Source organism: Mycobacterium attenuatum, from assembly GCF_900566085.1.
GTDB classification, from domain to species: domain Bacteria; phylum Actinomycetota; class Actinomycetes; order Mycobacteriales; family Mycobacteriaceae; genus Mycobacterium; species Mycobacterium attenuatum.
Genome location: NZ_UPHT01000121.1, coordinates 1 through 21,238, shown reverse-complemented (window position 1 = coordinate 21,238; position 21,238 = coordinate 1). Strand labels below are relative to the sequence as shown.

The 21,238-nt window shown below is 63.9% G+C and carries 22 protein-coding genes, 1 tRNA gene and 1 pseudogene; 18 read left to right on the top strand and 6 right to left on the bottom strand.

What is annotated here, in order from left to right; translation table 11 throughout:
• Positions 1 to 135: 135 nt before the first annotated feature.
• From rph to rdgB, 3 genes are all read left to right on the top strand, one after another.
• Positions 136 to 915 (top strand): ribonuclease PH, encoded by a 780-nt coding sequence (gene rph, locus EET13_RS19995; protein WP_122443914.1) that lies wholly within the window; start codon positions 136 to 138, stop codon positions 913 to 915.
• Between the two features lie 179 nt (positions 916 to 1,094).
• Positions 1,095 to 1,679, top strand: a complete 585-nt coding sequence (locus EET13_RS19990) for a DUF4395 domain-containing protein (RefSeq protein WP_244604012.1) — start codon at positions 1,095 to 1,097, stop codon at positions 1,677 to 1,679.
• A gap of 34 nt (positions 1,680 to 1,713) precedes the next feature.
• Entirely contained in the window at positions 1,714 to 2,316 is a 603-nt protein-coding gene (rdgB, locus tag EET13_RS19985; RefSeq protein WP_244604011.1) for an RdgB/HAM1 family non-canonical purine NTP pyrophosphatase, read from the top strand.
• On the opposite strand, the gene EET13_RS19980 is transcribed toward rdgB, so the two are convergent.
• Complete coding sequence (locus tag EET13_RS19980; protein WP_122443912.1) at positions 2,313 to 2,666, bottom strand: DUF3817 domain-containing protein; 354 nt, start codon at positions 2,664 to 2,666, stop codon at positions 2,313 to 2,315. The two genes, rdgB and EET13_RS19980, sit on opposite strands and share 4 nt — an antisense overlap.
• Entirely contained in the window at positions 2,653 to 3,036 is a 384-nt protein-coding gene (locus EET13_RS19975; protein ID WP_122443911.1) for a hypothetical protein, read from the bottom strand. The genes EET13_RS19980 and EET13_RS19975 overlap by 14 nt, the downstream gene beginning before the upstream one ends.
• A 39-nt stretch (positions 3,037 to 3,075) precedes the next feature.
• Here EET13_RS19975 and EET13_RS19970 point away from each other — a divergent pair.
• Positions 3,076 to 3,159, top strand: a tRNA-Leu gene (locus EET13_RS19970).
• A 178-nt stretch (positions 3,160 to 3,337) separates the two neighbouring features.
• Here EET13_RS19970 and EET13_RS32900 read toward each other — a convergent pair.
• A pseudogene (locus tag EET13_RS32900) lies at positions 3,338 to 3,907 on the bottom strand (helix-turn-helix domain-containing protein); the annotation flags it as partial.
• A gap of 388 nt (positions 3,908 to 4,295) precedes the next feature.
• On the opposite strand from EET13_RS32900, the gene EET13_RS19955 reads away from it, so the two are divergent.
• Positions 4,296 to 4,886, top strand: coding sequence for a nucleoside deaminase (locus EET13_RS19955; RefSeq protein ID WP_168991142.1), 591 nt, complete (start codon positions 4,296 to 4,298; stop codon positions 4,884 to 4,886).
• Positions 4,887 to 5,001: 115 nt separating this feature from the next.
• Here EET13_RS19955 and EET13_RS19950 read toward each other — a convergent pair whose 3' ends face one another.
• Positions 5,002 to 6,192 (bottom strand): acyl-CoA dehydrogenase family protein, encoded by a 1,191-nt coding sequence (locus EET13_RS19950; protein WP_425294036.1) that lies wholly within the window; start codon positions 6,190 to 6,192, stop codon positions 5,002 to 5,004.
• Between the two features lie 60 nt (positions 6,193 to 6,252).
• Between EET13_RS19950 and fabG the strand changes: the two genes are divergently transcribed.
• The 6 genes from fabG (at position 6,253) to EET13_RS19920 (ending at position 11,784) form a co-directional block, all read left to right on the top strand.
• Positions 6,253 to 6,996: a 3-oxoacyl-ACP reductase FabG gene (gene fabG, locus EET13_RS19945; RefSeq protein ID WP_122443907.1), complete on the top strand. Its 744-nt coding sequence runs from the start codon at positions 6,253 to 6,255 to the stop codon at positions 6,994 to 6,996.
• Positions 6,993 to 8,210: an acetyl-CoA C-acetyltransferase gene (locus tag EET13_RS19940; protein WP_122443906.1), complete on the top strand. Its 1,218-nt coding sequence runs from the start codon at positions 6,993 to 6,995 to the stop codon at positions 8,208 to 8,210. The genes fabG and EET13_RS19940 overlap by 4 nt, the downstream gene beginning before the upstream one ends.
• The gene (locus tag EET13_RS19935) at positions 8,207 to 9,418 is read left to right on the top strand and encodes a CoA transferase (protein ID WP_122443905.1); all 1,212 of its coding nucleotides are present in this window, start codon (positions 8,207 to 8,209) and stop codon (positions 9,416 to 9,418) included. The genes EET13_RS19940 and EET13_RS19935 overlap by 4 nt, the downstream gene beginning before the upstream one ends.
• The gene (locus EET13_RS19930) at positions 9,411 to 10,604 is read left to right on the top strand and encodes an acyl-CoA dehydrogenase family protein (protein ID WP_122443904.1); all 1,194 of its coding nucleotides are present in this window, start codon (positions 9,411 to 9,413) and stop codon (positions 10,602 to 10,604) included. Before EET13_RS19935 ends, EET13_RS19930 begins: the two co-directional genes overlap by 8 nt.
• A gap of 4 nt (positions 10,605 to 10,608) precedes the next feature.
• Complete coding sequence (locus EET13_RS19925; protein ID WP_122443903.1) at positions 10,609 to 11,316, top strand: GntR family transcriptional regulator; 708 nt, start codon at positions 10,609 to 10,611, stop codon at positions 11,314 to 11,316.
• 72 nt (positions 11,317 to 11,388) lie between these two features.
• Positions 11,389 to 11,784: an Rv1352/Rv1906c domain-containing protein gene (locus EET13_RS19920; RefSeq protein ID WP_211189103.1), complete on the top strand. Its 396-nt coding sequence runs from the start codon at positions 11,389 to 11,391 to the stop codon at positions 11,782 to 11,784.
• 27 nt (positions 11,785 to 11,811) lie between these two features.
• Here the strand turns inward: EET13_RS19920 and EET13_RS19915 are convergent, their stop codons facing one another.
• Positions 11,812 to 12,588, bottom strand: a complete 777-nt coding sequence (locus EET13_RS19915; RefSeq protein WP_122443901.1) for a TetR/AcrR family transcriptional regulator — start codon at positions 12,586 to 12,588, stop codon at positions 11,812 to 11,814.
• A gap of 194 nt (positions 12,589 to 12,782) precedes the next feature.
• On the opposite strand from EET13_RS19915, the gene EET13_RS19910 reads away from it, so the two are divergent.
• From EET13_RS19910 to EET13_RS19880, 7 genes are read left to right on the top strand one after another with little or no spacing between them, the layout of a single operon-like run.
• Positions 12,783 to 13,790, top strand: a complete 1,008-nt coding sequence (locus tag EET13_RS19910; RefSeq protein ID WP_122443900.1) for a dihydrodipicolinate synthase family protein — start codon at positions 12,783 to 12,785, stop codon at positions 13,788 to 13,790.
• Positions 13,791 to 13,823: 33 nt separating this feature from the next.
• The gene (locus EET13_RS19905; protein WP_122443899.1) at positions 13,824 to 14,657 is read left to right on the top strand and encodes an enoyl-CoA hydratase; all 834 of its coding nucleotides are present in this window, start codon (positions 13,824 to 13,826) and stop codon (positions 14,655 to 14,657) included.
• 21 nt (positions 14,658 to 14,678) lie between these two features.
• A complete protein-coding gene (locus EET13_RS19900) occupies positions 14,679 to 15,884 on the top strand; it encodes an amidohydrolase family protein (protein WP_122443898.1) in 1,206 nt (401 codons plus the stop codon).
• Positions 15,885 to 15,892: 8 nt separating this feature from the next.
• Positions 15,893 to 17,527, top strand: a complete 1,635-nt coding sequence (locus EET13_RS19895) for an acyl-CoA synthetase (protein WP_122443897.1) — start codon at positions 15,893 to 15,895, stop codon at positions 17,525 to 17,527.
• Positions 17,524 to 18,354, top strand: a complete 831-nt coding sequence (locus tag EET13_RS19890; RefSeq protein WP_122443896.1) for an amidohydrolase family protein — start codon at positions 17,524 to 17,526, stop codon at positions 18,352 to 18,354. Before EET13_RS19895 ends, EET13_RS19890 begins: the two co-directional genes overlap by 4 nt.
• Positions 18,355 to 18,356: 2 nt before the next feature.
• Positions 18,357 to 19,421, top strand: coding sequence for an acyl-CoA dehydrogenase family protein (locus EET13_RS19885; RefSeq protein WP_122443895.1), 1,065 nt, complete (start codon positions 18,357 to 18,359; stop codon positions 19,419 to 19,421).
• Between the two features lie 15 nt (positions 19,422 to 19,436).
• Positions 19,437 to 20,648, top strand: a complete 1,212-nt coding sequence (locus EET13_RS19880; protein ID WP_122443894.1) for an acyl-CoA dehydrogenase family protein — start codon at positions 19,437 to 19,439, stop codon at positions 20,646 to 20,648.
• Between the two features lie 51 nt (positions 20,649 to 20,699).
• Here the strand turns inward: EET13_RS19880 and EET13_RS19875 are convergent, their stop codons facing one another.
• Positions 20,700 to 20,993, bottom strand: a complete 294-nt coding sequence (locus EET13_RS19875) for a hypothetical protein (protein ID WP_122443893.1) — start codon at positions 20,991 to 20,993, stop codon at positions 20,700 to 20,702.
• Between the last annotated feature and the right edge of the window lie 245 nt (positions 20,994 to 21,238).

Here is a 21,238-nt window from a genome sequence, read left to right as displayed (position 1 = left end):
TAACGCTAGGAATCGACGATCATTCCAGGGCCTGCACAGTGCTCACCGGCCGGCGGCTCGGTAACCAGGTTCCCGCCCCGGGTAACAAGATCCCCTTCACGGACACGCTGATCGACTCCCATTAGGGTTGGCGTCGTGTCAAAACGAGAAGACGGCCGCCTTGATGACGAGCTTCGCCCGGTGGTGATCACCCGAGGGTTCACCGAAAACCCCGCAGGCTCGGTGCTGATCGAGTTCGGTCGCACCAAGGTTCTGTGCACCGCCAGCGTCACCGAAGGTGTCCCGCGCTGGCGCAAGGGAGCAGGCGTGGGATGGCTCACCGCCGAGTACGCGATGCTGCCATCGGCGACCCATACCCGCTCCGACCGCGAATCGGTCAAGGGACGGGTCGGTGGCCGGACCCAGGAAATCAGCCGCCTGGTCGGCCGGTCGCTGCGGGCGTGCATCGACCTGGCGGCCCTGGGGGAGAACACCATTGCAGTCGACTGCGACGTGTTGCAAGCCGATGGCGGTACCCGTACTGCGGCCATCACGGGCGCCTACGTGGCGCTGGCCGATGCGGTGACCTACCTGGCGGCGACCGGCAAGCTATCCGATCCCCGACCCTTGTCGTGCGCGATCGCCGCAATCAGCGTGGGGGTGGTCGACGGCCGGATCCGCGTCGACCTGCCGTACGAGGAAGATTCCCGAGCCGAGGTCGACATGAACGTCGTCGCCACCGACACCGGGACGCTGGTCGAGATCCAGGGCACCGGCGAGGGCGCGACATTCCCGCGGTCGACGCTGGACAAGCTGCTCGACATGGCGCTGGGCGCCTGCGACAAATTGTTCGCCGCCCAGCGGGAGGCGTTGGCGCTGCCGTATCCGGGTGCACTGCCCGAAGGACCGCCACCGCCGAGAGCGTTCGGAAGCTGACCAAGGCTGCTGGCAATCCAAGCGGCGCGTTGCTGATTGGTCAGGCAGAATTGGCTGCCGTAGCTCGCTGTCGTCGATCAACGTAGCTGATCACAGGCGCGCACAATACGCTATGATAAACTGCTCGACATCTAATTGAATTTGGTCAAAACCAATGCTTCGCCACATTTTAGGATCAAATGATGGTCACTCGGCGAGTCCCTCTTGTTGAACATACCTTTCTCAACCAGCCGTGGTGGGCAATGGGCCAGATGACGCGGGAACATGCGGAGCCGCGCATCAACGAAACCGCGACCCGGGCCAGAGCGGGTTTGCTCAATATTATCTCGGCAATCACGATTGCCTTGTTGTTGATGCGTCCGGAAACCGATCCGGTGATCATTGTCGGTCCGCTGGTGCTTTTCGACATGTTGGCTGCGGCCGCTACCGGATTAACTCCATTCAGCCCGACCGGCGTTCTGGGCACCGCGTTAACAATGGGGATGCGTCCGGTGTGGAAAGCGACGCGGCCTAAGCGGTTTGCATGGTTGCTCGGTGCGGGTTTGGCAGCGACATGTCTTGCCATGCGCTTGTTAGGTGCGTCGCCGATAGCGATGGCAGCTGTTGTCGCGGTCTGTTTTCTCCTGACCTGGTCGGAAGCCACGCTGGGATTTTGTGTCGGCTGCTACCTGCACAAATTAATGTGGGGTTGTCAGGACTGCGAAGTCTCTTATGTGAGGACAATAGCGACGCGACCGGCATCACAACAGGAAAGTCGCGCGTAGGCCCCGGGCCCGTGTGGACAACGTTGGGCAGTGATTGTTGACCCGGCTGCTGGTCGCGAGCCGCAACCCGAAGAAGCTGGCCGAACTGCGTCGGGTGCTGGACGGCGCCGGATTGTCCGGGCTGACATTGGCGTCGCTCGATGACGTTGCACCATTTCACGAGGCACCCGAAACTGGTGCGACATTCGAGGCCAATGCGCTGGCCAAGGCGCGCGACGCATTCGCCGCGACCGGTCTGGCCAGTGTCGCCGACGACTCCGGGTTGGAGGTAGCGGCACTCAACGGCATGCCCGGGGTGCTGTCGGCCCGGTGGTCGGGAAACCACGGCGATGACGCGGCCAACACCGCCCTGCTGCTGGCCCAATTACGCGACGTGCCCGACGACCGGCGCGGTGCGGCCTTCGTCTCGGCCTGCGCACTGGTTTGGGCGTCCGGCGAAGTCGTGGTGCGCGGCCAGTGGCCCGGCACGATTGCCCGGCAGCCGCGTGGTGACGGCGGGTTCGGCTACGACCCCGTGTTCATTCCCGACGGCCGTGAGCGGACCGCGGCGCAGCTGAGTCCCGAGGAGAAGGATGCGATGTCACATCGTGGCCGCGCGCTGAAGCTGCTGGTGCCGGAGCTGCGAGCCCTCGCCTAGAGGTGGTAGCGCGCTTTGACGTCCCTCGTCTGGAAATGCTCGACGATGACGCCCAGCAGGGGGATGGTGCCGGCCAGCAGAACGCCAACTGTCTTGCCGATCGGCCAGCGAACCTTGACGGCGAGGTTGAACGCAGTCAATACATAGACGAAGTAGACCCAGCCGTGCACAATCTCGATCCAGCGGATCTCGTGGTGAAAGACCAGGTGGGAGACGAGTTCGAAGCACAGCGCGATGAGCCAGACACCCGTCGCCCATGCCATCACCCGGTAGCCGAGCAGCGCTGTACGGATCTTCTCCACGGGAAAGATTGTGTTCCGCTGCGCTTCGGGTGTCTCAGGCGTCGTCATGGGTGTTCCTGTTCTGCCTTTCGGCGTCGTGCTGCGCGAGTTCGGCCAAGTATGCGTTGTACTCCTGCAGCACCGGATCGTCGGTCGGCTGCGGCGCGGGCCTGGGCCGTTCGGGTAGCAATCCGGCTGGTATCTCGGTCATGGTGTTCGCCGGTTCCGGCGGTGCCTCTTCGTAGCGAACGAACTTGCGGTATGCGTAGAGACAAAACCAGGCGAACATCGGCCATTGCAGTGCGTATCCCAGGTTCTGGAAGCTGCCGGACACCGACTGGAACCTGGTCCACTGCCACCAGCCCAAGGCCAGACAGCCGCAGGCCGCGACGATCGCCAGGGCGATCAACGCGGGCTTGCGAGGGCGGGTGGTGGACACACGTAGACGCTACCGCGCGGTACTCTATGAGGCGCCCATGCGCGAGTGGCGGAACTGGTAGACGCCCTGGATTTAGGTTCCAGTGTCCTTCGGGACGTGGGGGTTCGAGTCCCCCCTTGCGCACCCTTGTGATGAGTCGTGTCATAGGTGATAGATTCCCCGGCCATCGGCCGGGGTTTTTGTTTTGGTTGCGCCAGTAGTTTTTGTCGGGGTCGATGATGTGGCTGCTGAGGTGGTGAATCGTGTAGATGGCGCCGTTGTCGGTCAGTGTGGAGGCGGGTAGGCCGAATTGCGCGGCGGTGGTGGTGAAGCTGGCCACGACATCAGGGCCGGTGACGCGGGGATGGGCGGTGCAGCACAGCAGGTAGCGGGAGTGCTCGTCGTGCCGGTTGAGGATTTCGACGTCGGTGCCGTCGGCCAGGGTCCAGTGGGTGAAGTCGGATTGCCAGCATTCGTTGGGTTGTTCGGCGGCAAAGCGGTGGTAGGAACTGCGCGGCCGTTTACGCGGCTGCGCGGTGATCAGGCCGTGGTGGTGCAGGATGCGCCGGATCGTGGAGGTGGCCGGTACGGGCAGGCCTTGGTGGGCCAGATGGTCTTGCAGGGTTAGCGGGCCGGCGTCACGCCCGTCGGCAGTGAGTTGTTCACGCAAGAGCACGATTGCGGCGATGACCTCGTCGGTGACCGCGCGGGGGTTGCTGGCGGGCCGCCGCGAGCGTGCCTCGACGGCGTCGAGGCCGCCGAGCTGGTAGCGCTGGAGCAGGCGGTACAGGCGGTAGATGTGTTGCCGGGACAGTCCGTAGGCACGGGCTGCAGCCGTCACTGAGAGGTGGCCGCTGGTGACTTCAAGGACGACCACACGCGCTTTGGACATGAATCACGACTGTCACCTATGCCCCGACTCATCGAGGGTCATTGCAGGTGTCACCTATGACGCGACTCATGTGTCACCTATGTCATGAACCCAGACACCCCCTTGCGCACCCTTGCTTTCGCACCCTCGAACGGTGCTTGGTATCGGTAATACCTCCAGACCGCCGGCGAACCCCCATCCGATCTCGCCGGCCAATTGTCGAAATGCACAACTCGCGTGCGCACTAGCGTGATAACGCCACGTCTGACACGACTTCAGGCGCCCCAGCGGTAGCCGTGTGCAATAGGAGCCCATGACGTTGAATCGACATCCAGCTCATCGGGAATCTGTCGGAACGGTCCGGAGATTATCGAGGCGACGACTTGGCGCGTCCGCTATCGGAGCCGGCATGCTGGCCGCGACATATGCGACCGGGCGGGTCAACGCCGAAGACGGGACTGGCCGCTGCGGTGGCAGTCCAGAATCGGGTGACGAAAGTGTTGAATCAGCGCTTCGCAGACTGCTCGAATACCGGCCCACGGCGACAGAGTTGCTGCAACACGAGTCGAATATGCGCGTGGCGATTGAAGCGGCAAGAATGAATCCTGAATTCCCCTTTGGTGCCGCTATTTTCGACCGGGCCGACAACTATCCGATCGCGATCGGTGTCGGTAACCAATCGATTGACCCGATCTCCCACAGCGAATTAGTAGCGATCAACAATATGGCGGCGCAAGAGGGTGAGGGAAAGTGGAGTGGGACTACACTGTATGCCACGGGCGAGCCTTGCTGTATGTGTATGGGGGCCATCATCTGGATCGGCATACCACGCATTGTCTGGGGGTCTTCAATAGCGAAGATCAGGAATTTCGGAATAGGTCAAATCGATATCGGTGCGGCTGAGGTCGCCGCCAGAAGCCACGAAATATATACACCGGAGTATTGCGTTTCCGGCGTATTGTCGGATGAGACCGACGAATTGTTCAGGATCCGTCGATGAGCTCCCGTCCTCAGCGGCATTTCGCTCGTGGGCCGAGCGATTCCGCCAAAGCGATGCGGGAGCGAATTCACGCGGAATCCCGCACCCCGAGGCGCACGGAGCCAGGCCGGACGCGTTATCGTTGCGCCGCCCGCACCAGGTTCGACCCGACGATCAGCCGCTGAATCTCGCTGGTGCCCTCATACAGCCGCAGTAGCCGAACATCGCGGTAGATGCGTTCCACCGGCACCCCTCGCATGTAGCCGCTGCCGCCGTGAATCTGAACCGCGAGGTCGGCTACTTTGCCGGCCATTTCGGTGCAGAAGAGCTTGGCTGCCGACGGCGCGATGCGGCGGTCCTCGCCGGACACCCACACCCGCGCGGCATCGCGGACCAGCGCGCGTCCGGCCAGTACGCCGGTCTGCTGATCGGCCAGCATCGCCTGGACCAATTGGAAGTTTCCGATCGGTGTGCCGCCCTGCGTCGCGCTCGCGGCGTAGGTGACGGACTCATCGAGTGCGCGCTGCGCTGTCCCCACCGCGACCGCCGCAATGTGGATCCGGCCGCGTGCCAATGAGGTCATGGCCGCCCGATAGCCGATGTCCTCGCTCCCGCCGATCAGCGCGGTCGTGTCGACCCTGACGTCGTTGAAGTTGACATCGGACGTCCACGCGCCTTCCTGGCCCATCTTGGCGTCCTTGACACCCACCTGCACGCCTGCCGCGTCCACGGGGACCAGAAACACTGCGATACCGGCGCCCCGCTCGTCGGCCGGCCGGGTCCGCGCGAACACCACGAACAAACCGGCGACCGGCGCATTGGTGATGAAGCGCTTCTGTCCCGAGATCACCCAATTGCCGTTGTCCCGAACAGCTTTGGTGCGCAGCCCGGCCGGATTCGATCCGGCTCCGGGTTCGGTCAGCGCGAACGACGCAACGACCTCGCCGGAGGCTATCGGCTCCAGCCAGCGGGCTTTCTGCTCGTCGGTGCCGAAGCCGACCAGCACCTGGCCGGCGATGCCGTTGTTGGTACCGAACATCGACCGCAGCGCCAGCGAGGTGTAGCCCAACTCCATGGCTAGTTCGACGTCCTGTGGGAGGTCGAGGCCGAGCCCGCCCCACTCCTGGGGAATCGCGTAGCCGAACAGGCCCATCTTTTTGGCGTGCTCCCGCAGATCGTCCGGCACCCGGTCGTTGTCCAGGATCTCCTGCTCACGCGGGATCACGGCGGTGCGTACGAAGTGGCGAGTCTGGGCCAGGATCTGCTGAAAATCTTCGTCACTGACGGTCATGACAGCTGCTCCTTCGGCCCGACGGCTACGATGCATCATATATGAAATATGATATTGACCGACGGGTCCCGGCTGCGGGCAAGACAGTGAGGAATCGTGATGTCATTGCTGAACGGTCAGACGGCGGTGGTCACCGGTGGAGCCCAGGGACTGGGCTTGGCCATCGCCGAGCGATTCGTCGCCGAGGGTGCGCGCGTCGTTCTCGGTGATGTGAATCTGGAAGCGACCCAAGCCGCGGCCCAGAAGCTGGGCGGCGGCGGTGTCGCGGCGGCCGTACGATGCGACGTAACTAAAGCCGACGAGGTCCAAACGTTAATCCGCACGGCCGTAGATCGTTTCGGCGGACTCCACATCATGGTCAACAACGCCGGCATCACCCGCGACGCGACGATGCGCAACATGACCGAGGAGCAATTCGACCAGGTCATCAACGTACACCTCAAGGGCACCTGGAACGGGACCCGGCTGGCGGCGGCCGTCATGCGTGAAAACAAGCGCGGCGCAATCGTGAACATGTCGTCGGTATCGGGCAAGGTCGGGATGGTGGGCCAGACAAACTACTCTGCGGCCAAAGCCGGGATCATGGGAATGACCAAGGCCGCCGCCAAAGAGCTTGCCCACGTTGGTGTCCGGGTCAACGCTATCGCTCCGGGATTGATTCGCTCGGCGATGACAGAAGCAATGCCGCAACGTATTTGGGACCAGAAGCTGGCCGAGGTTCCGATGGGCCGGGCCGGAGAGCCCAGCGAAGTCGCTAGTGTTGCCTTGTTTTTGGCTTCGGACCTGTCCTCGTACATGACGGGAACCGTCCTAGATATCACGGGCGGTCGGTTCATATGAGCGACGCCGTCATCTGCGAGCCGGTCCGCACCCCGATCGGCCGCTACGGCGGAATGTTCAAGTCGCTGAGCGCCGTTGACCTCGGCGTCGCTGCGCTCAAGGGACTGCTGGATCGCACCGCTATGCCGCCCGAGGCGGTACAGGACGTGATCCTGGGGCACTGCTATCCCAGCAGCGAGGCGCCGGCCATTGGCAGGGTGGTCGCGCTGGATGCCGGCCTGCCCGTCACGGTTCCCGGTATGCAGGTCGACCGGCGCTGCGGTTCTGGCCTGCAGGCCGTGATCCACGCCTGTCTGCAGGTCAGCAACGGTGACACCGATCTCGTCGTTGCCGGCGGCTGCGAAAGCATGAGCAATGTCGCATTCTATTCCACTGAAATGCGCTGGGGCGGCGCCCGCGGTGGTATCCAGGTGCACGACGGCCTGGCACGCGGCCGCACCACCGCCGGGGGTCGGCATCATCCGGTGCCCGGCGGAATGCTCGAGACCGCCGAGAATCTGCGCCGGCAGTATGGCATTTCGCGGATGGAGCAGGACGAACTGGCCGTCACGTCGCATCGCCGTGCGGTGGCCGCCCAAAAAGACGGCGTCTTCGCCGCGGAGATCATTCCAGTTTCGATACGTACCCGCCAAGGTGAGGAGCTGATCGACACCGACGAGCATCCCCGCGCCGACACCACGCTCGAATCACTATCAAAGCTCAAACCCATTCTGGTGAAACAGGATCCGGAGGCGACGGTCACGGCCGGCAATGCCAGCGGCCAAAACGACGCGGCGTCGATGTGCGTGGTGACCACACCGGCCAAAGCCGCCGAGTACGGCCTGCGGCCGTTGGTTCGGCTGGTGTCCTGGGGGCTGGCGGGGGTGGCGCCCCACATCATGGGAATCGGTCCGGTGCCCGCGACCGCGGCCGCGCTGGCCAAGGCGGGCCTGCGGCTGGCCGACATTGATCTGATCGAACTCAACGAAGCCTTTGCCGCTCAGGCGCTTGCGGTGATGCGGGAGTGGCACTTCGGCGCTGCCGACCACGACCGAACCAACGTGCGCGGCTCCGGCATATCGTTAGGTCATCCCGTCGGCGCGACCGGCGGCAGGATGCTGGCCACACTGGCGCGGGAACTGGACCGCCGCCAGGCGCGCTACGGCCTGGAGACCATGTGTATTGGCGGCGGCCAAGGGCTGGCCGCGGTTTTCGAGCGGGTCACGTCGGTGTGAACGGCCCGCACTTGCCGTTGAACGGCGTCAGCATCGTCGAGGTTTCCAGCTTCGTGGCCGCGCCGCTGTGCGGTATGACGCTGAGTCAGCTTGGTGCACGGGTGATTCGCGTCGACCCGCTCGGCGGCGCTGCCGACGTCCAGCGCTGGCCGCTCGCACCCACCGGAACGTCAATCTACTGGGCGGGCCTGAACAAGGGAAAGCTGTCGGTGACAGTGGATTTGCGTTCGGCGGAAGGGCAGCGGCTGATTCAGCGGCTGGTCATCGAGGGCGACGGCATCGTCGTGACCAACGCCAGCTTTCCCTGGCTCGGCCACGAGCTGCTGGCCGCGCAGCGTTCCGATGTCATTCACGTGCAGCTGGTCGGGCGCGGTGACGGCACTACCGGGGTCGACTACACCGTCAACGCAGCCACCGGCTTCCCGCTGGTCACCGGTCCGGTCGACCATGGTGGTCCGGTCAACCATGTGTTGCCGGCCTGGGACGTCTGTTGCGGTCTGTATGCCGCGCTTGCCGTTGTTGCGGCTGTGAGACGCCGCGACCAGACCGGCGCCGGGGCTCGCGTCAGCCTGGCGCTGGAAGATGTTGCGTTGGCGACGGCCGGAAACCTGGGGCTGTTGACCGAGCCGCAGGTGACTGGCACGCAACGCCAGCGCCTGGGCAACGCCGTCTACGGCCAATACGGCCAGGACTTCATCAGCCGCGACGGAGTCAGGTTCATGGTTGTCACGTTGACCGGCCGGCACTTTCGCGATCTGGTGGACGTGACCGGCACTGGGCCGGCGGTGTCGGCACTGGCCGAATCGCTGGGTGTGGACTTCGCCGCCGAAGGCGACCGGTACCGCTACCGCGACGTGCTCACCGGCCTTTTCGCGACTTGGTTCGCCGACCACACCGGCGACGAGATCACCGCGGCGTTGTCGGGTACCAGCGTGCTCTTCGAGCGCTACCGGACCTTCGCGCAGGTGGCTGCCAGTCCGAAAGTGACTGCCAATTCGTTGTTTTCCGTGCTGCATCAGCCGGGGCTCGGCGAATATCTGGCTCCTGGCCTGCCGGCCGCGTTCGACGGCGCCCACCCGGCCAGCGCGCCTGCACCGGCACTAGGGCAGGACACCGCGGCCGTGCTCACCGAGGTCCTTGGACTGACGGCCGCCGATATCGCGCGGTTGTCTAGCTCTCAGACGATAGGAACAACGGCGCATGACTAAACTCGCCCAAACCCTCGGGCTGACCGAGCTGCAAATCGAAATCATCAGCACGGTACGGCAATTCGTCGACAAGGAGATCATTCCCAACGCGCCGGAGTTGGAGCGCGCCGACACCTACCCGCAGGCCATCGTCGACCAGATGCGCGCACTGGGTTTGTTCGGTCTGATGATCTCCGAAGAGTACGGCGGGCTCGGGGAGTCGCTGCTGACCTACGCGTTGTGTGTCGAAGAGCTGGCCCGGGGCTGGATGAGTGTCTCCGGTGTGCTCAACACCCACTTCATCGTGGCTTATATGCTGCGCCAGCATGGCACCGACGAGCAGAAGCACCGCTTCCTGCCGCGCATGGCCACTGGCGAGTGCCGCGGCGCGTTCTCGATGTCCGAACCCGAATTGGGCTCCGATGTCGCCGCGATCCGTACCCGGGCACTGCGCGGTTCCGGTGGCGACTACACCATCAATGGCCAGAAGATGTGGCTGACCAACGGTGCCAGTTCGACGCTGGTGGCGGTGCTGGTGCGCACCGACGAAGGCGCGGACAGGCCGCATCGGAATCTGACCGCGTTCCTCATCGAAAAGCCTACCGGTTTCGGTGAAGTGGCTCCGGGCCTGATGATCCCGGGGAAAATCGGCAAACTGGGCTACAAGGGCATCGATACCACCGAACTCATCTTCGACGGCTACCGGGCATGTGCCGACGATGTCCTCGGCGACGTCCCGGGGCAGGGCTTCTTCCAGATGATGGACGGCATTGAAGTCGGCCGGGTCAATGTTGCGGCGCGAGCCTGCGGCGTCGCCATCCGGGCATTCGAACTCGCGGTGCGGTATGCGCAGCAGCGGCACACATTCGGCAAACCGATCGCCGAACACCAGGCCATCGCTTTCCAGCTGGCCGAGATGGCGACCAAGGTCGAGGCGGCACACCTGATGATGGTCAACGCAGCACGGCTGAAAGACTCCGGGGAGCGCAATGACGTTGCCGCCGGAATGGCGAAATACCTTGCCAGCGAATACTGTTCGGAGGTCACTCAGCAAAGCTTCCGCATCCATGGCGGCTACGGCTACTCGACGGACTACGAGATCGAGCGGTTGATGCGCGACGCGCCGTTTCTGCTGATCGGCGAGGGAACCAGCGAGATACAGAAGTCCGTCATCAGCAAGCGGCTGCTCGACGAATATCGGATGTGAAGCAATGACTGTTCCGGATTTCGCTGCGCGGCCCCAGCTTTCCGATGACGTGGCAAGTTTTGTCCGTAAGCGGATTTACGACGGCAGCTACACCGCGGGCAACTACATTCGCCTCGAGCAGCTGGCTGCCGAATTGGGAATCAGTGTGACACCGGTACGTGAGGCGCTGTTCGCGCTGCGCGCCGAAGGATTGGTTGCCCAGCAGCCGCGCCGCGGCTTCGTGGTGTTGCCCGTGACCAAGCGGGACCTCGCCGACGTCGCCAATGTGCAGGCTCACGTGGGCGGCGAGCTGGCGGCCCGGGCCGCGATCGGCATCGGCGACGAGCAGTTGCAGGAACTCAGGCACATCCAGGCGCAGCTCGAGGAGGCCTACGCCGCCGCCGACGACGAGCGGACGGTGCGTCTCAACCACGAGTTTCACCGGGCCATCAACATTGCGGCCGACTCGCCGAAGCTGGCTCAATTGATGTCCCAGATCACCCGTTACGCGCCCGAATCGGTGTTTCCCAGCATCGAGCACTGGCCGGCCCGGGCGATCAAGCATCATCGGCGGATATTGTCCGCACTGGCCAAGCGCGATGACGCGCTGGCGCGCGCTGCCATGGCAGACCATCTTGCCGCCAGCGCGATTCCGTTGATCGAGCATCTGATTGCTCGCGGGGTGGTCGCAGAAAGCGGCGCTGCCGGCGCTTCGCATGGGGACGACGGGTGAGCCGAATTCAGCGCTATCCGTTGGCTGCTGGATATAGGCTGCCGCTAGGGAGCCAGCCGCTAGGGGGCCAGAATGAGACAGATCGAAGGCGGATTGAGCAAGTTGAGACTGCTCTGTGCACCTCGAACGTCGGCTGCATTGGTTGCCTGCGTGGCGGCGATGTCGTTCACCTCACCGGCCCGTGCCGAACCCGGCGACCAGCTCCCCGGCGACGGAGTGTTCCTGGTCGGGGATGACGTTGCACCGGGCACCTATCGTACGGAGGGACCGTCGAATCCCCTTATCCTCGTGTTTGGTCGGGTGTCCGAACTTTCCACCTGCTCGTGGTTGATGCACGGAACGACCGCGGCGAGCTCTGAGGATATTGTCAACTCCAATACCTCGATGGGTCCGATGTACGTGACGATCCCGGCAACCGTGGCGGCCTTCGAGACCAGAAACTGCAAGCTTTGGATGCGGGTCTCCTAGCCGGTGGGCGGCGCCTAGCTGATCGGCTCATCGAACCGCGGCGGCCCGGGTTCGTTTTCGCGGGGCGGACTTGACCGTTTTCCCTTGTGGGGGAGACGACTTGGTCTTGGTCCGTTCCTCGATCAACCGGCCAGCGTGGTCGAGGATGCAGGTGAGGCCGTATTCGAAGTTGGCCTCGTCAGGAGTCGCGATGCGGTGTCCCTTCCCGGTGACCCGGGCAATCAGTGGTGTGGTTTGCGGGTCGATCTCCATGGCGTCTTCGATGGCGCGAGGTTTGCTGTCGGCATGCTTTTCGTTGAGCCGATGCAGGACCACCGATCCGCGGACATGAAGCGAGACCGCGGCGTAAGTATCGAATGCGTCCTCGGGAGACAGGCCCGCTTGCACCAGATTCGCGATAGCCCGCTCCATCTCCTGGGCGCCCAGGCGTGCCGCCCTGGGACTGAGCGCCGATCGGATAAGGATCAGATCGCACAGTATCGGGTTACCCATGAAGGTCTTCCGCATCAGGCGGGCGTGATTGCGCAAGGTCTCGCGCCAGTCGTCGGCCTCCACATACGGGGTGGCGAAGACGTATTTGCTCAGGGCGCGGTCGGTCATCGCGTTGAGCAGGTCATCCTTTTTCCGGAAGTACCAGTAGATGCTGGTGACGCCCACCCCGAGGTGTTTGCCCAGCAGCGGCATACTCAGGTTGTCGATGGACACCTGTTCTGCCAGTTCGAAGGCGCCGGTGATGATGTCGTCTGGATTGATGGACCCGCGCTCGCGCCGCGCACGCTTGTCGGCGGTTGCCTGCTTTGCCACTACGGGGCCACCTCCATAAGATCTGCGTTGCCTGCGCGGCCCCTGGCCGTGCCGCCGGTGGCAGCCAACAAGATGTCGCCGCTCGGTCTGACCGGCACTGCTTCGGATGCCTTTACTTCTGTTACTGTAATACCTATCGTAGGGGTTTTGGTATAAGCGGCTGGGCGGGACGAGCATGACCGGGCTGAGGCGGCGTGGCAACGGACGCTGAGGCGCGCGCGTGGGCGCGGGACGCCTTGCGGGGCATCGGCGACTCGCTGTACACGCCCTTCTGCGGGAACGACGGCGACGACATCGACTGGGACGCCTACCGGAGGCTAGTGCGCTATTGCGTCGGTGATCTCGGGCACCCAATGTTGTGGTGCACCAGCGGTATTGGGGAGTTCTGGTCGCTGACCATCGACGAGCGCAAGCGCCTGCTCGAGGTTGCCATCGAGGAAGGGCGGCGCCTAAATCCCGACGTCGTCGTCCAGGCCTGCACGTCATCCATGACGGCCAAGGACTGCCTGGAATTGACGCTGCACGCCCAGGCGGCGGGCGCCGACATCGCCTATATCCAGACACCGATGATGGAGACCCACGGCGGCGAGGGCGTGCTCAGGTTCTTCAAATACATTGCGGTACAAACGGATATCGCCCTGAGCATGTTCAATTCCCCATCCTCGGGTTATGTGTTGACGCCGGCTGAAAGCGCGCGAATCTACCACGAAGTGCCCGCCGTGTGTGCGACCAAAGAAGGCGCATTCCGGTCGCAGGCCAGTCGGCTGCTCCACGAACTCGCGCCCGGACTGGTGCTCTGGGAGTGCGACAAGACGATCTATCGCGCGGGATGGCTGCGCGCCGGAATCGTCTGTCCGGCACAGCTGGGCACGGCCGGCTACCTGATGGAGACGCCCGAGCGTCCACTGCTGTCCGAGTATTGGGATTTGGTGTTGGGGGACAAGCTCATCGAAGCCATGGACTATGGGCGCGACTCGGGTCTCGATCAGTTCGACGTGGATATCGGGTCGTGGTGGACGTGCTACCCGGGCAGGCCGGACTACTTCACCCACCGGGGTGCGGCGTTCAAGTATGCGGCGGCGGTGTTGGGCCTGCCGATCGGGTCCTACCCTCATTCGCGGCCGCCTCAGGCCGAGTTGCCGCCCGAGGCCAAGACCCAAATCGCTGCTGCGTACCGCCGTTTAGGGCTCGTCGATGCCTGACCGCGCGGCCCCGGTGAGGACAAGGAGGCGCCGATGAGCAACGATGCCGAGGATGCCGTGCTCTACCAGGCCACATCGGGCGGCGTAGCGATCATTACCTTCAATCGGCCCGACCGCCTCAACGCCTGGGGACCCGACATTGCCGCGGGGTTTTATGCGGCGCTCGACAGCGCGGATCAAGATCCGGATATCCGGGTGATCGTGCTGACCGGTCGGGGCCGGGGCTTTTGTTCCGGCGCCTACCTGGGTCCACCGGAATCGGCACGGGGATACGGCGCGGTAATGGAGCGAGCCGGTCAGACCGAGCTGAGCGAGTTGGTCGGCGAACGACCGCCCGATTTCGTCACGACGCTCCGCAAGCCGGTGATCGCGGCCATCAACGGTGCCTGCGCAGGCATCGGTCTGACTCAGGCGCTGATGTGCGACGTACGATTTGCCGCCGCGGGCGTTAAGTTCGCCGCTGTGTTCGCCCGCCGCGGGCTGATTGCCGAATTCGGTATCTCCTGGATACTTCCGCGATTGACGAGCTGGGCGGTCGCCCTGGACCTGTTGTTGAGCGGCCGTACGTTCTTGGCCGAAGAGGCCGCCGAGTTGGGTCTGGTCAAGGAAGTCGTCGAGCCTGAGGAATTGATGCAGCGGACTCTGCAATATGCGGACGACATTGCCCGCAACTGCTCGCCGGCGTCGATGGCGGTGATCAAACGGCAGATCTACGGTGACGCCACCGGCGGCCTCACCGATGCCACCGCGCGCGCCGAAGCTCTGCTGCGCGAGGCGATGCCGAGGCCGGATGTTGTCGAGGGAATAGTGAGCTTCCTGCAGAAACGCCCGCCGCGGTTTCCGTCGCTCACCTCATCGGACGGTTAGCAGCCCGGGATAAGGACAATCATGGGACAGGTGAATTTCCAGGCGATCGACGTCGACAACCACTACTACGAACCACTGGACGCGTTTACCCGGCACCTGGACAAGCGGTTCCGTCGGCGCGGCGTGCAGATGTTCAGCGACGGCCGCCACACCCAGGCGATCATCGGCGACCGCGTCAACCGATTCATCCCCAATCCGACTTTCGACCCAATCATCCTGCCGGGTTGCCTGGACTTGCTGTTCCGCGGCGAGATTCCCGAGGGTGTGAACCCGTCGTCGCTGATGAAGGTCGAGAAGCTGCAATTGCGACCGGAATACCAGCGCCGGGAAGCGCGCGTTGCGGTGCTCGACAGCCAAGGTCTAGCAACGATCGTCATGTTTCCGACCTTCGGCTGCGGAGTCGAGGAAGCCCTCAAGGGTGACATCGAGGCGACCATGGCATCTCTGCATGCCTTCAACCGATGGCTTGACGAGGATTGGGGTTTCGACCGCCCGGACCGTCGCGTCCTTGCGGTTCCGATGATTTCGCTGGCCGACCCTCAAGAGGCCATCAGGGAAATCGATTTCGTGCTCGCACGCGGTGCGCGACTGGTGCATGTGCGTCCGGCACCGGTTCCGGGCATTCCGAAGAGCCGCTCGCTGGGGCACCGCTCGCACGACCCGGTGTGGGCGCGGCTGGCAGAAGCCGGCGTGCCGGTGGCCTTCCACCTGGGCGACAGCGGTTACCTGAAAATCGCTGCGATGTGGGGTGGAAAGGAAACCTTCGAGCCGTTTTCGGTCCCGCCCGACCCGCTGGACAAGATACTCGTCGACGACCGTGCCATCCACGACACCATGGCTTCTCTGATCGTCCACGGCGTTTTCGATCGTCATCCCGCGCTCCGGGTCGCCAGCATCGAGAACGGTTCGGAGTGGGTGCATCGGCTTGCCAAGCGCCTCAAGAAACTGGCCAACCAGCACCCGCGCGCATTCCCCAACGATCCCGTCGACACCTTGCGCGAACACGTCTGGGTATCTCCGTACTACGAGGAAGATCTCGTCTTACTGGCCGAAAAGATTGGCGTCGATCGGATTCTGTTCGGCTCGGACTGGCCCCACGGCGAAGGACTGGAGTCGCCGCTGTCGTTCACCGCAGAACTGGCGGGGTTCACCGAACCGGACACGCGAAAGATCATGCACGACAACGCCTTGAGCTTCCTCGGCATCCCGATGTCTTCGGCAGCCTAGGAAAGACCGTGCCCGAGTGGACTATCGGTGCCGTGCTGGACGCTATCGCGGAGGTCATCCCGGACCACTCGATGACGGTGTGTGGTCCGCGCCGTAGTACGTTCGCCGAGTCGGCCGCGCGAACGATCCGGCTGGCGCATTACCTGTACCGCAACGGTTTCGGCGCCCGGCGTCCCAGTGAGTCGCTGCAGCGGTGGGAATGCGGTCAGGACCGGGTTGCGCTCATCATGTACAACGACCTGTATCCCGACATGGTGATCGGCTGCCTCAAGGCGCGAGTCGTGCCGGTCAATGTGAACCATCACTACTCGTCGCGTGAAATCGCCGAGCTGCTCGACTATGTCGGGCCTCGGGGCATCATCTACCATCGCTCGCTCGGTGCACGATTCAGCGACGTGTTGCTGCCCAACCGAACCGAGCTGCTGATTTCCATCGACGACGGCAGTGGCGCTGCCGAACTGCCGGGCGCTGTCTCACTGGACGACATATTGGCAACCAGTGCCGCTGACCGCCCCGTGACTGGTTCGCCCGATGATCTGATCATGATGTGCACCGGCGGAACGACGGGGCGTCCCAAGGGGGTCCTGTGGCGACAAAGCGATATCTACGTGACGTCCATGGTGGGGAGCGACCACGCAAGCATCGAGGAGATCCATCAGATGGTACGCGTGGGCGGCCCGCCATGGTTCGCCGTTTCACCGCTCATGCATGCCGCCGGCATGTGGACGGCGTTCGCCGCGCTCCTGCACGGACTCACGGTCGTCATGTACGACGACCGCGACAAGCTCGACGCGCAGTCGGTCTGGGTGACCGCCGAACGTGAAAAAGTCGGCATGATCACGATGGTCGGCGACGCGTACGCCGGGCCGCTGGTGGCCGAACTGCGGAGCCGTTCCTACGACTTGTCGTCGGTGCATTCGATCGGTACGGGGGGCGCCGCCACCAGCGCGAAATACAAACGGGCACTGATGCAATTGCTGCCGCAGGTCACCGTCATCGAGGGCTACGGGTCTTCGGAGACCGGCAACATGGCGTTCGGACACAGTCGTGACGGCACCGCCAGCGAAACCTTCGAACCCCGGGTTGGCGCAACCGTCGTCTCCGCCGACCGCACCCGGTTCTTGCAGCCGGGCGACCCCGAGATCGGCTGGGCGGCAAGAATGGGCCGGATTCCGTTGGGATACTTCAACGATGCCGAAGCCACCCGGTGCACTTTCCCCGAAATCGACGGCCAGCGCCTGGTGATACCGGGTGACCGGGCCTGCCTGGAGAAGGACGGAACCATCCGCCTACTGGGTCGCGACTCGTTGGTGGTGAACACCGGTGGCGAGAAAGTGTTCGTCGAGGAGGTCGAGGAAGTACTGCGCACCCATCCCGACGTTGCCGACGCGTTGGTGCTGGGACGGCCCAGCGAGCGGTGGGGGCAGGAAGTGGTCGCGGTGGTCGCCTTGCGCTCCGACGCCGATGGCGGTGATGGCGGTGTCGCGGCGCCGGCGCTATATGCTTTCTGCACCTCGCGGCTGGCGCATTTCAAGGCCCCCAAGGCGTTCGTCTTCGTCGAGCACGTCCAGCGTCTGGGCAACGGTAAACCGAACTATCGGTGGGCCAGAGAACAACTGGCACAACAGGTTGGGGCACCATGACGCATAACGCGATTGACTGCCTGGTGAACGTGCACTTCGGCGAGGCGAGAAACCAGCCGACCTGGATGCTCAAGGTCCGCGACGACTACTTCAAGGGACCCGAGTCGATGTTCGCGCCGGTCGAGCTCTCAGAGCTGCTTGCAGAGATGGACGAACAGGGGGTGCGCAAGGCGATTTTGATGGATTCGCTGGGCGCACCGTCCGCCACCGCCCGCGCCTTCGTCGAGGCGCAGCCGGACCGGTTCGCGCTGGCCATGGGTGGGGTCAACCTACTGCGTCCGGTAAAGCCTTTGCGCGAATTGACTACCATGGCCAAGAACCTGCCCATCGCGTATGCCGTTGTCGGCCCTAGCTTTTGGGCAGACGGGCAATATCCGCCCAGCGACGCCGTCTACTACCCGCTCTACGCCAAGTGCGCCGAACTCGACCTCCCGCTTTGCATCAACACCGGCATACCCGGGCCGCCGATCCCCGGAGAAGTGCAGCATCCCATGCATCTTGACCGGGTGTGCGTGCGGTTTCCCGAGCTTCGGCTGTGCATGATCCATGGCGCCGATCCATGGTGGGACGTGGCGATCCGGCTGCTGCTCAAATACGCCAACCTGCGGCTGATGACCTCGGCATGGTCGCCCAAGCGGCTGCCGGAAAGTCTGCTGCATTACATGCGGACCCGGGGCAAGAACAAGGTGATCTTCGCATCGGATTGGCCCGTATTGCCGATGCGCAGGGTCATACCCGAGGCGCTGGCCCTCGACCTGCCGCCCGATGTGCTGCAGAGCTACCTCTGCGCCAACGCCCAAGAATTCTTCTTCGGTGAGGAGCGCTGACGATGGACCGTTTCGAGCTACGCAGGCTGGACTACAGCTTGTCCGAGGACCACGCCGCGTTGCAGTCGACATACAGGCATTTCCTCAAGGCCCACTGCTCGATCGAAACCGTCCGTGCTGCAGAACCGTCCGGCTTCGACGAGCACCTGTGGCAGCGGTTGTGCGACATCGGCGCCACGACGATGGCACTGCCCGAGTCCGCCGGCGGCGATGGCGCGACGCTGATCGAGCTCACGCTGGTTGCCGAGGAGATCGGCCGCTCGCTGGCACCGGTCCCGTGGATCGACCACGTCTGCGCGACGCGGCTCTTGGCTCGCCTCGGCACACTGGACGCCGAGGCCGCTGCCCTGGCGAAGGGAGAACAGATCGCGGCGCTCGATCCCCGGATGGACAGCGGGCTTGGCCGTCGGCTGATTCCCACCGGGTCGATTGCCCGCCACGTTGTCGTGGCCAGCAATGACCATATCGTGCGCCTGACGTTTAGCAACCCGCCGGCGAAGGTGGACAACATGGGTCGACTGCCCATGGCCTGGGTTGACCCGGCGTCCGCCGACTGCCGGATCGTCGTGAGCCAGGGCCACGATGTGCTGGTGAATTACCAGCGGGCACTGGATGAATGGCGACTGCTGACTGCCGCGGCCCTGGTGGGGCTGGTCGAGCAGACAATGACGACCGCAGCGGAATTCGCCAAGTCCCGATACACACTCGGCGTACCCATCGGCACACTGCAAGGCATTTCGCATCCGCTGGCGAACATGGCCATCACCGTGCAGAGCGGACGCAACTTGGTCCGGCGCGCTGCCTGGTTCCTGGACAATGAGCCCGACGAACGACCGGAATTGGCGCCGTCGGCGTTCCTGTTCATGGCCGAAGAAGCCGCCAGGGCAGCGACCATGGCTGTCCATATCCAAGGAGGCCTGGGGGTTTCGGCCGAGGCCGCCGCCACCGCGTATCTGGTGCGGGCCAGGGGGTGGCCACTGGCCGGCGGCGATCCGGGGGTTTCCGCCCGGCGGATTGCCGAGATCGTGGCCGCTCGCGAAACAACCTCTCAAGCCGCGTGCGGGTAGGTCAGGAGCCTGACGATGGACTTTTCCTTGGTCGAACTTTCCGAAGAGGACAACGCATTTCGCGTCGAGGCGCGCAGGTTTCTGGCCGAGCATGTGACCGACGAGGTCTGCCGTCACGATCGCGAAACGGGTGACAACTTCCATCAGGGCCTGCACCTGAAGTTCGGCGCCGCAGGATATTTGGAAGCGGAGTGGAAGACGGAATCCGAAGGCGGATTCAATCGGGTGCGCCGGCGCATCTGGGAGCTGGAGAAACGCCGTGCCCGAGTGCCCTGGGTTACGTGGGGAACTACTGCCATGGTGGCTCGGTCGGTAACGAAATTCGGCTCGCCCGAGCTCGTCGAGGAGGTATTGCCGGGTGTCTTCAACGGGCATGTTCGGATGTGCCTGGGCTACACCGAGCCCGAAGGCGGATCCGACGTCGCCACCTGCAAGACCCGTGCGGCGCGCGACGGCGACAGTTGGGTGATCAACGGTTCGAAGATGTTCACCACCGGCGCCCACAACTGCCAGTATGTCTTTTTGATCACCAACACCGATCCGCACGCGCGAAAACACAAGAGCCTGACCATGTTTCTGGTCCCGCTGAACTCGCCGGGCATCGAGATCCAGGGTTTACGCACGGTGGACGGCGACCGGACGAACATCGTCTACTACAGTGACGTGCGCGTCGATGACAGGTATCGGCTAGGCGAGGTGAACGGTGGCTGGACGGTACTGCGTGAACCGCTCAACGTCGAGCACGGGGCGGTGGCGCCGGCACCCGACGAGTTGCAGGATACCTCGATCATGATGCACCAGGCCGGTGTCATGGCCGAAGCCGTCGACCGGGTCGCGGCGCGGGTGACCCGGACCGGACCGGGCGGGCACTGCCTGCTCGACGACGGGTCGGTGGCATATCGGCTGGGCCGCAGCGTCGCCCGGATGGAAGCAGCGCTGTCGGCGCCGGGCATTTTCGGCCGGGTGGCCATCGCACAAACGATGCGCGACATCTCCCCGGATCTGATGGACATTCTGGGGACTGCGGCTGCGTTGCCGTTCGGGACCGACGGCGCGGCCGACGATGGCGGTGCGGAATACGCCTACCGCTTCGCGCCGTTGGTCGGAATCTACGGCGGCACCCTGGAAGTGTTCCGCAACATGATCGCCGAACACGTTCTCGGCCTTGGCAAGCCCAGCTACGCGTCACCGCCGAACAAGGCTGGTTCGGCGCCGATCGCATTCTGATCGCATTCTGAGCGCGGCGCCGGTTGGCCGCCTAAGAACCGGGACTACCGGCTAGCCGCCATAGCCGCCATAGCCGCCGTATCCGCCGACTCCGGAGGCGATGATCGCGGCGTCAGTGGTGGCCAATTGAATGGGCAGTGCAAGATCTTCAGCGGCCAAGCGCGTCACGGTCTGGACGTCATAGTTGATTGCGGCGGCCACATCGTTGGCGGCTTTCACGGGATTACCCTCTGCCAGGTCAACCCCCGCTGCGCCCAGGTCGGTCTCGGTCACCGATACCGCATTCCAGATTGCCGTCTGGTTATCGTCGAGAACCTTGCCAATAAGGGCTCCGTCCGCCCGCACTATCTCACCGGGAATTGCGGCAATCTGCGAGGCCCTTAGCCTCGATCCACGGATGGATTGGGTTCGTTTCGGGTGTCGAGATGAGGAAAGTGCCTTTTGACCTGGGATGATTGGAGTTTCCAGACAACAATCGTCCAGCTCAAGAAAGGCACTTTCGGTGAGAGTGTGTCACAGGTTCGCGCCCTCGTCGGCGGTGTTCGATGATGACAATCTCGTGTCGTGTGCTGGTTTGGTGCCGGTGATGA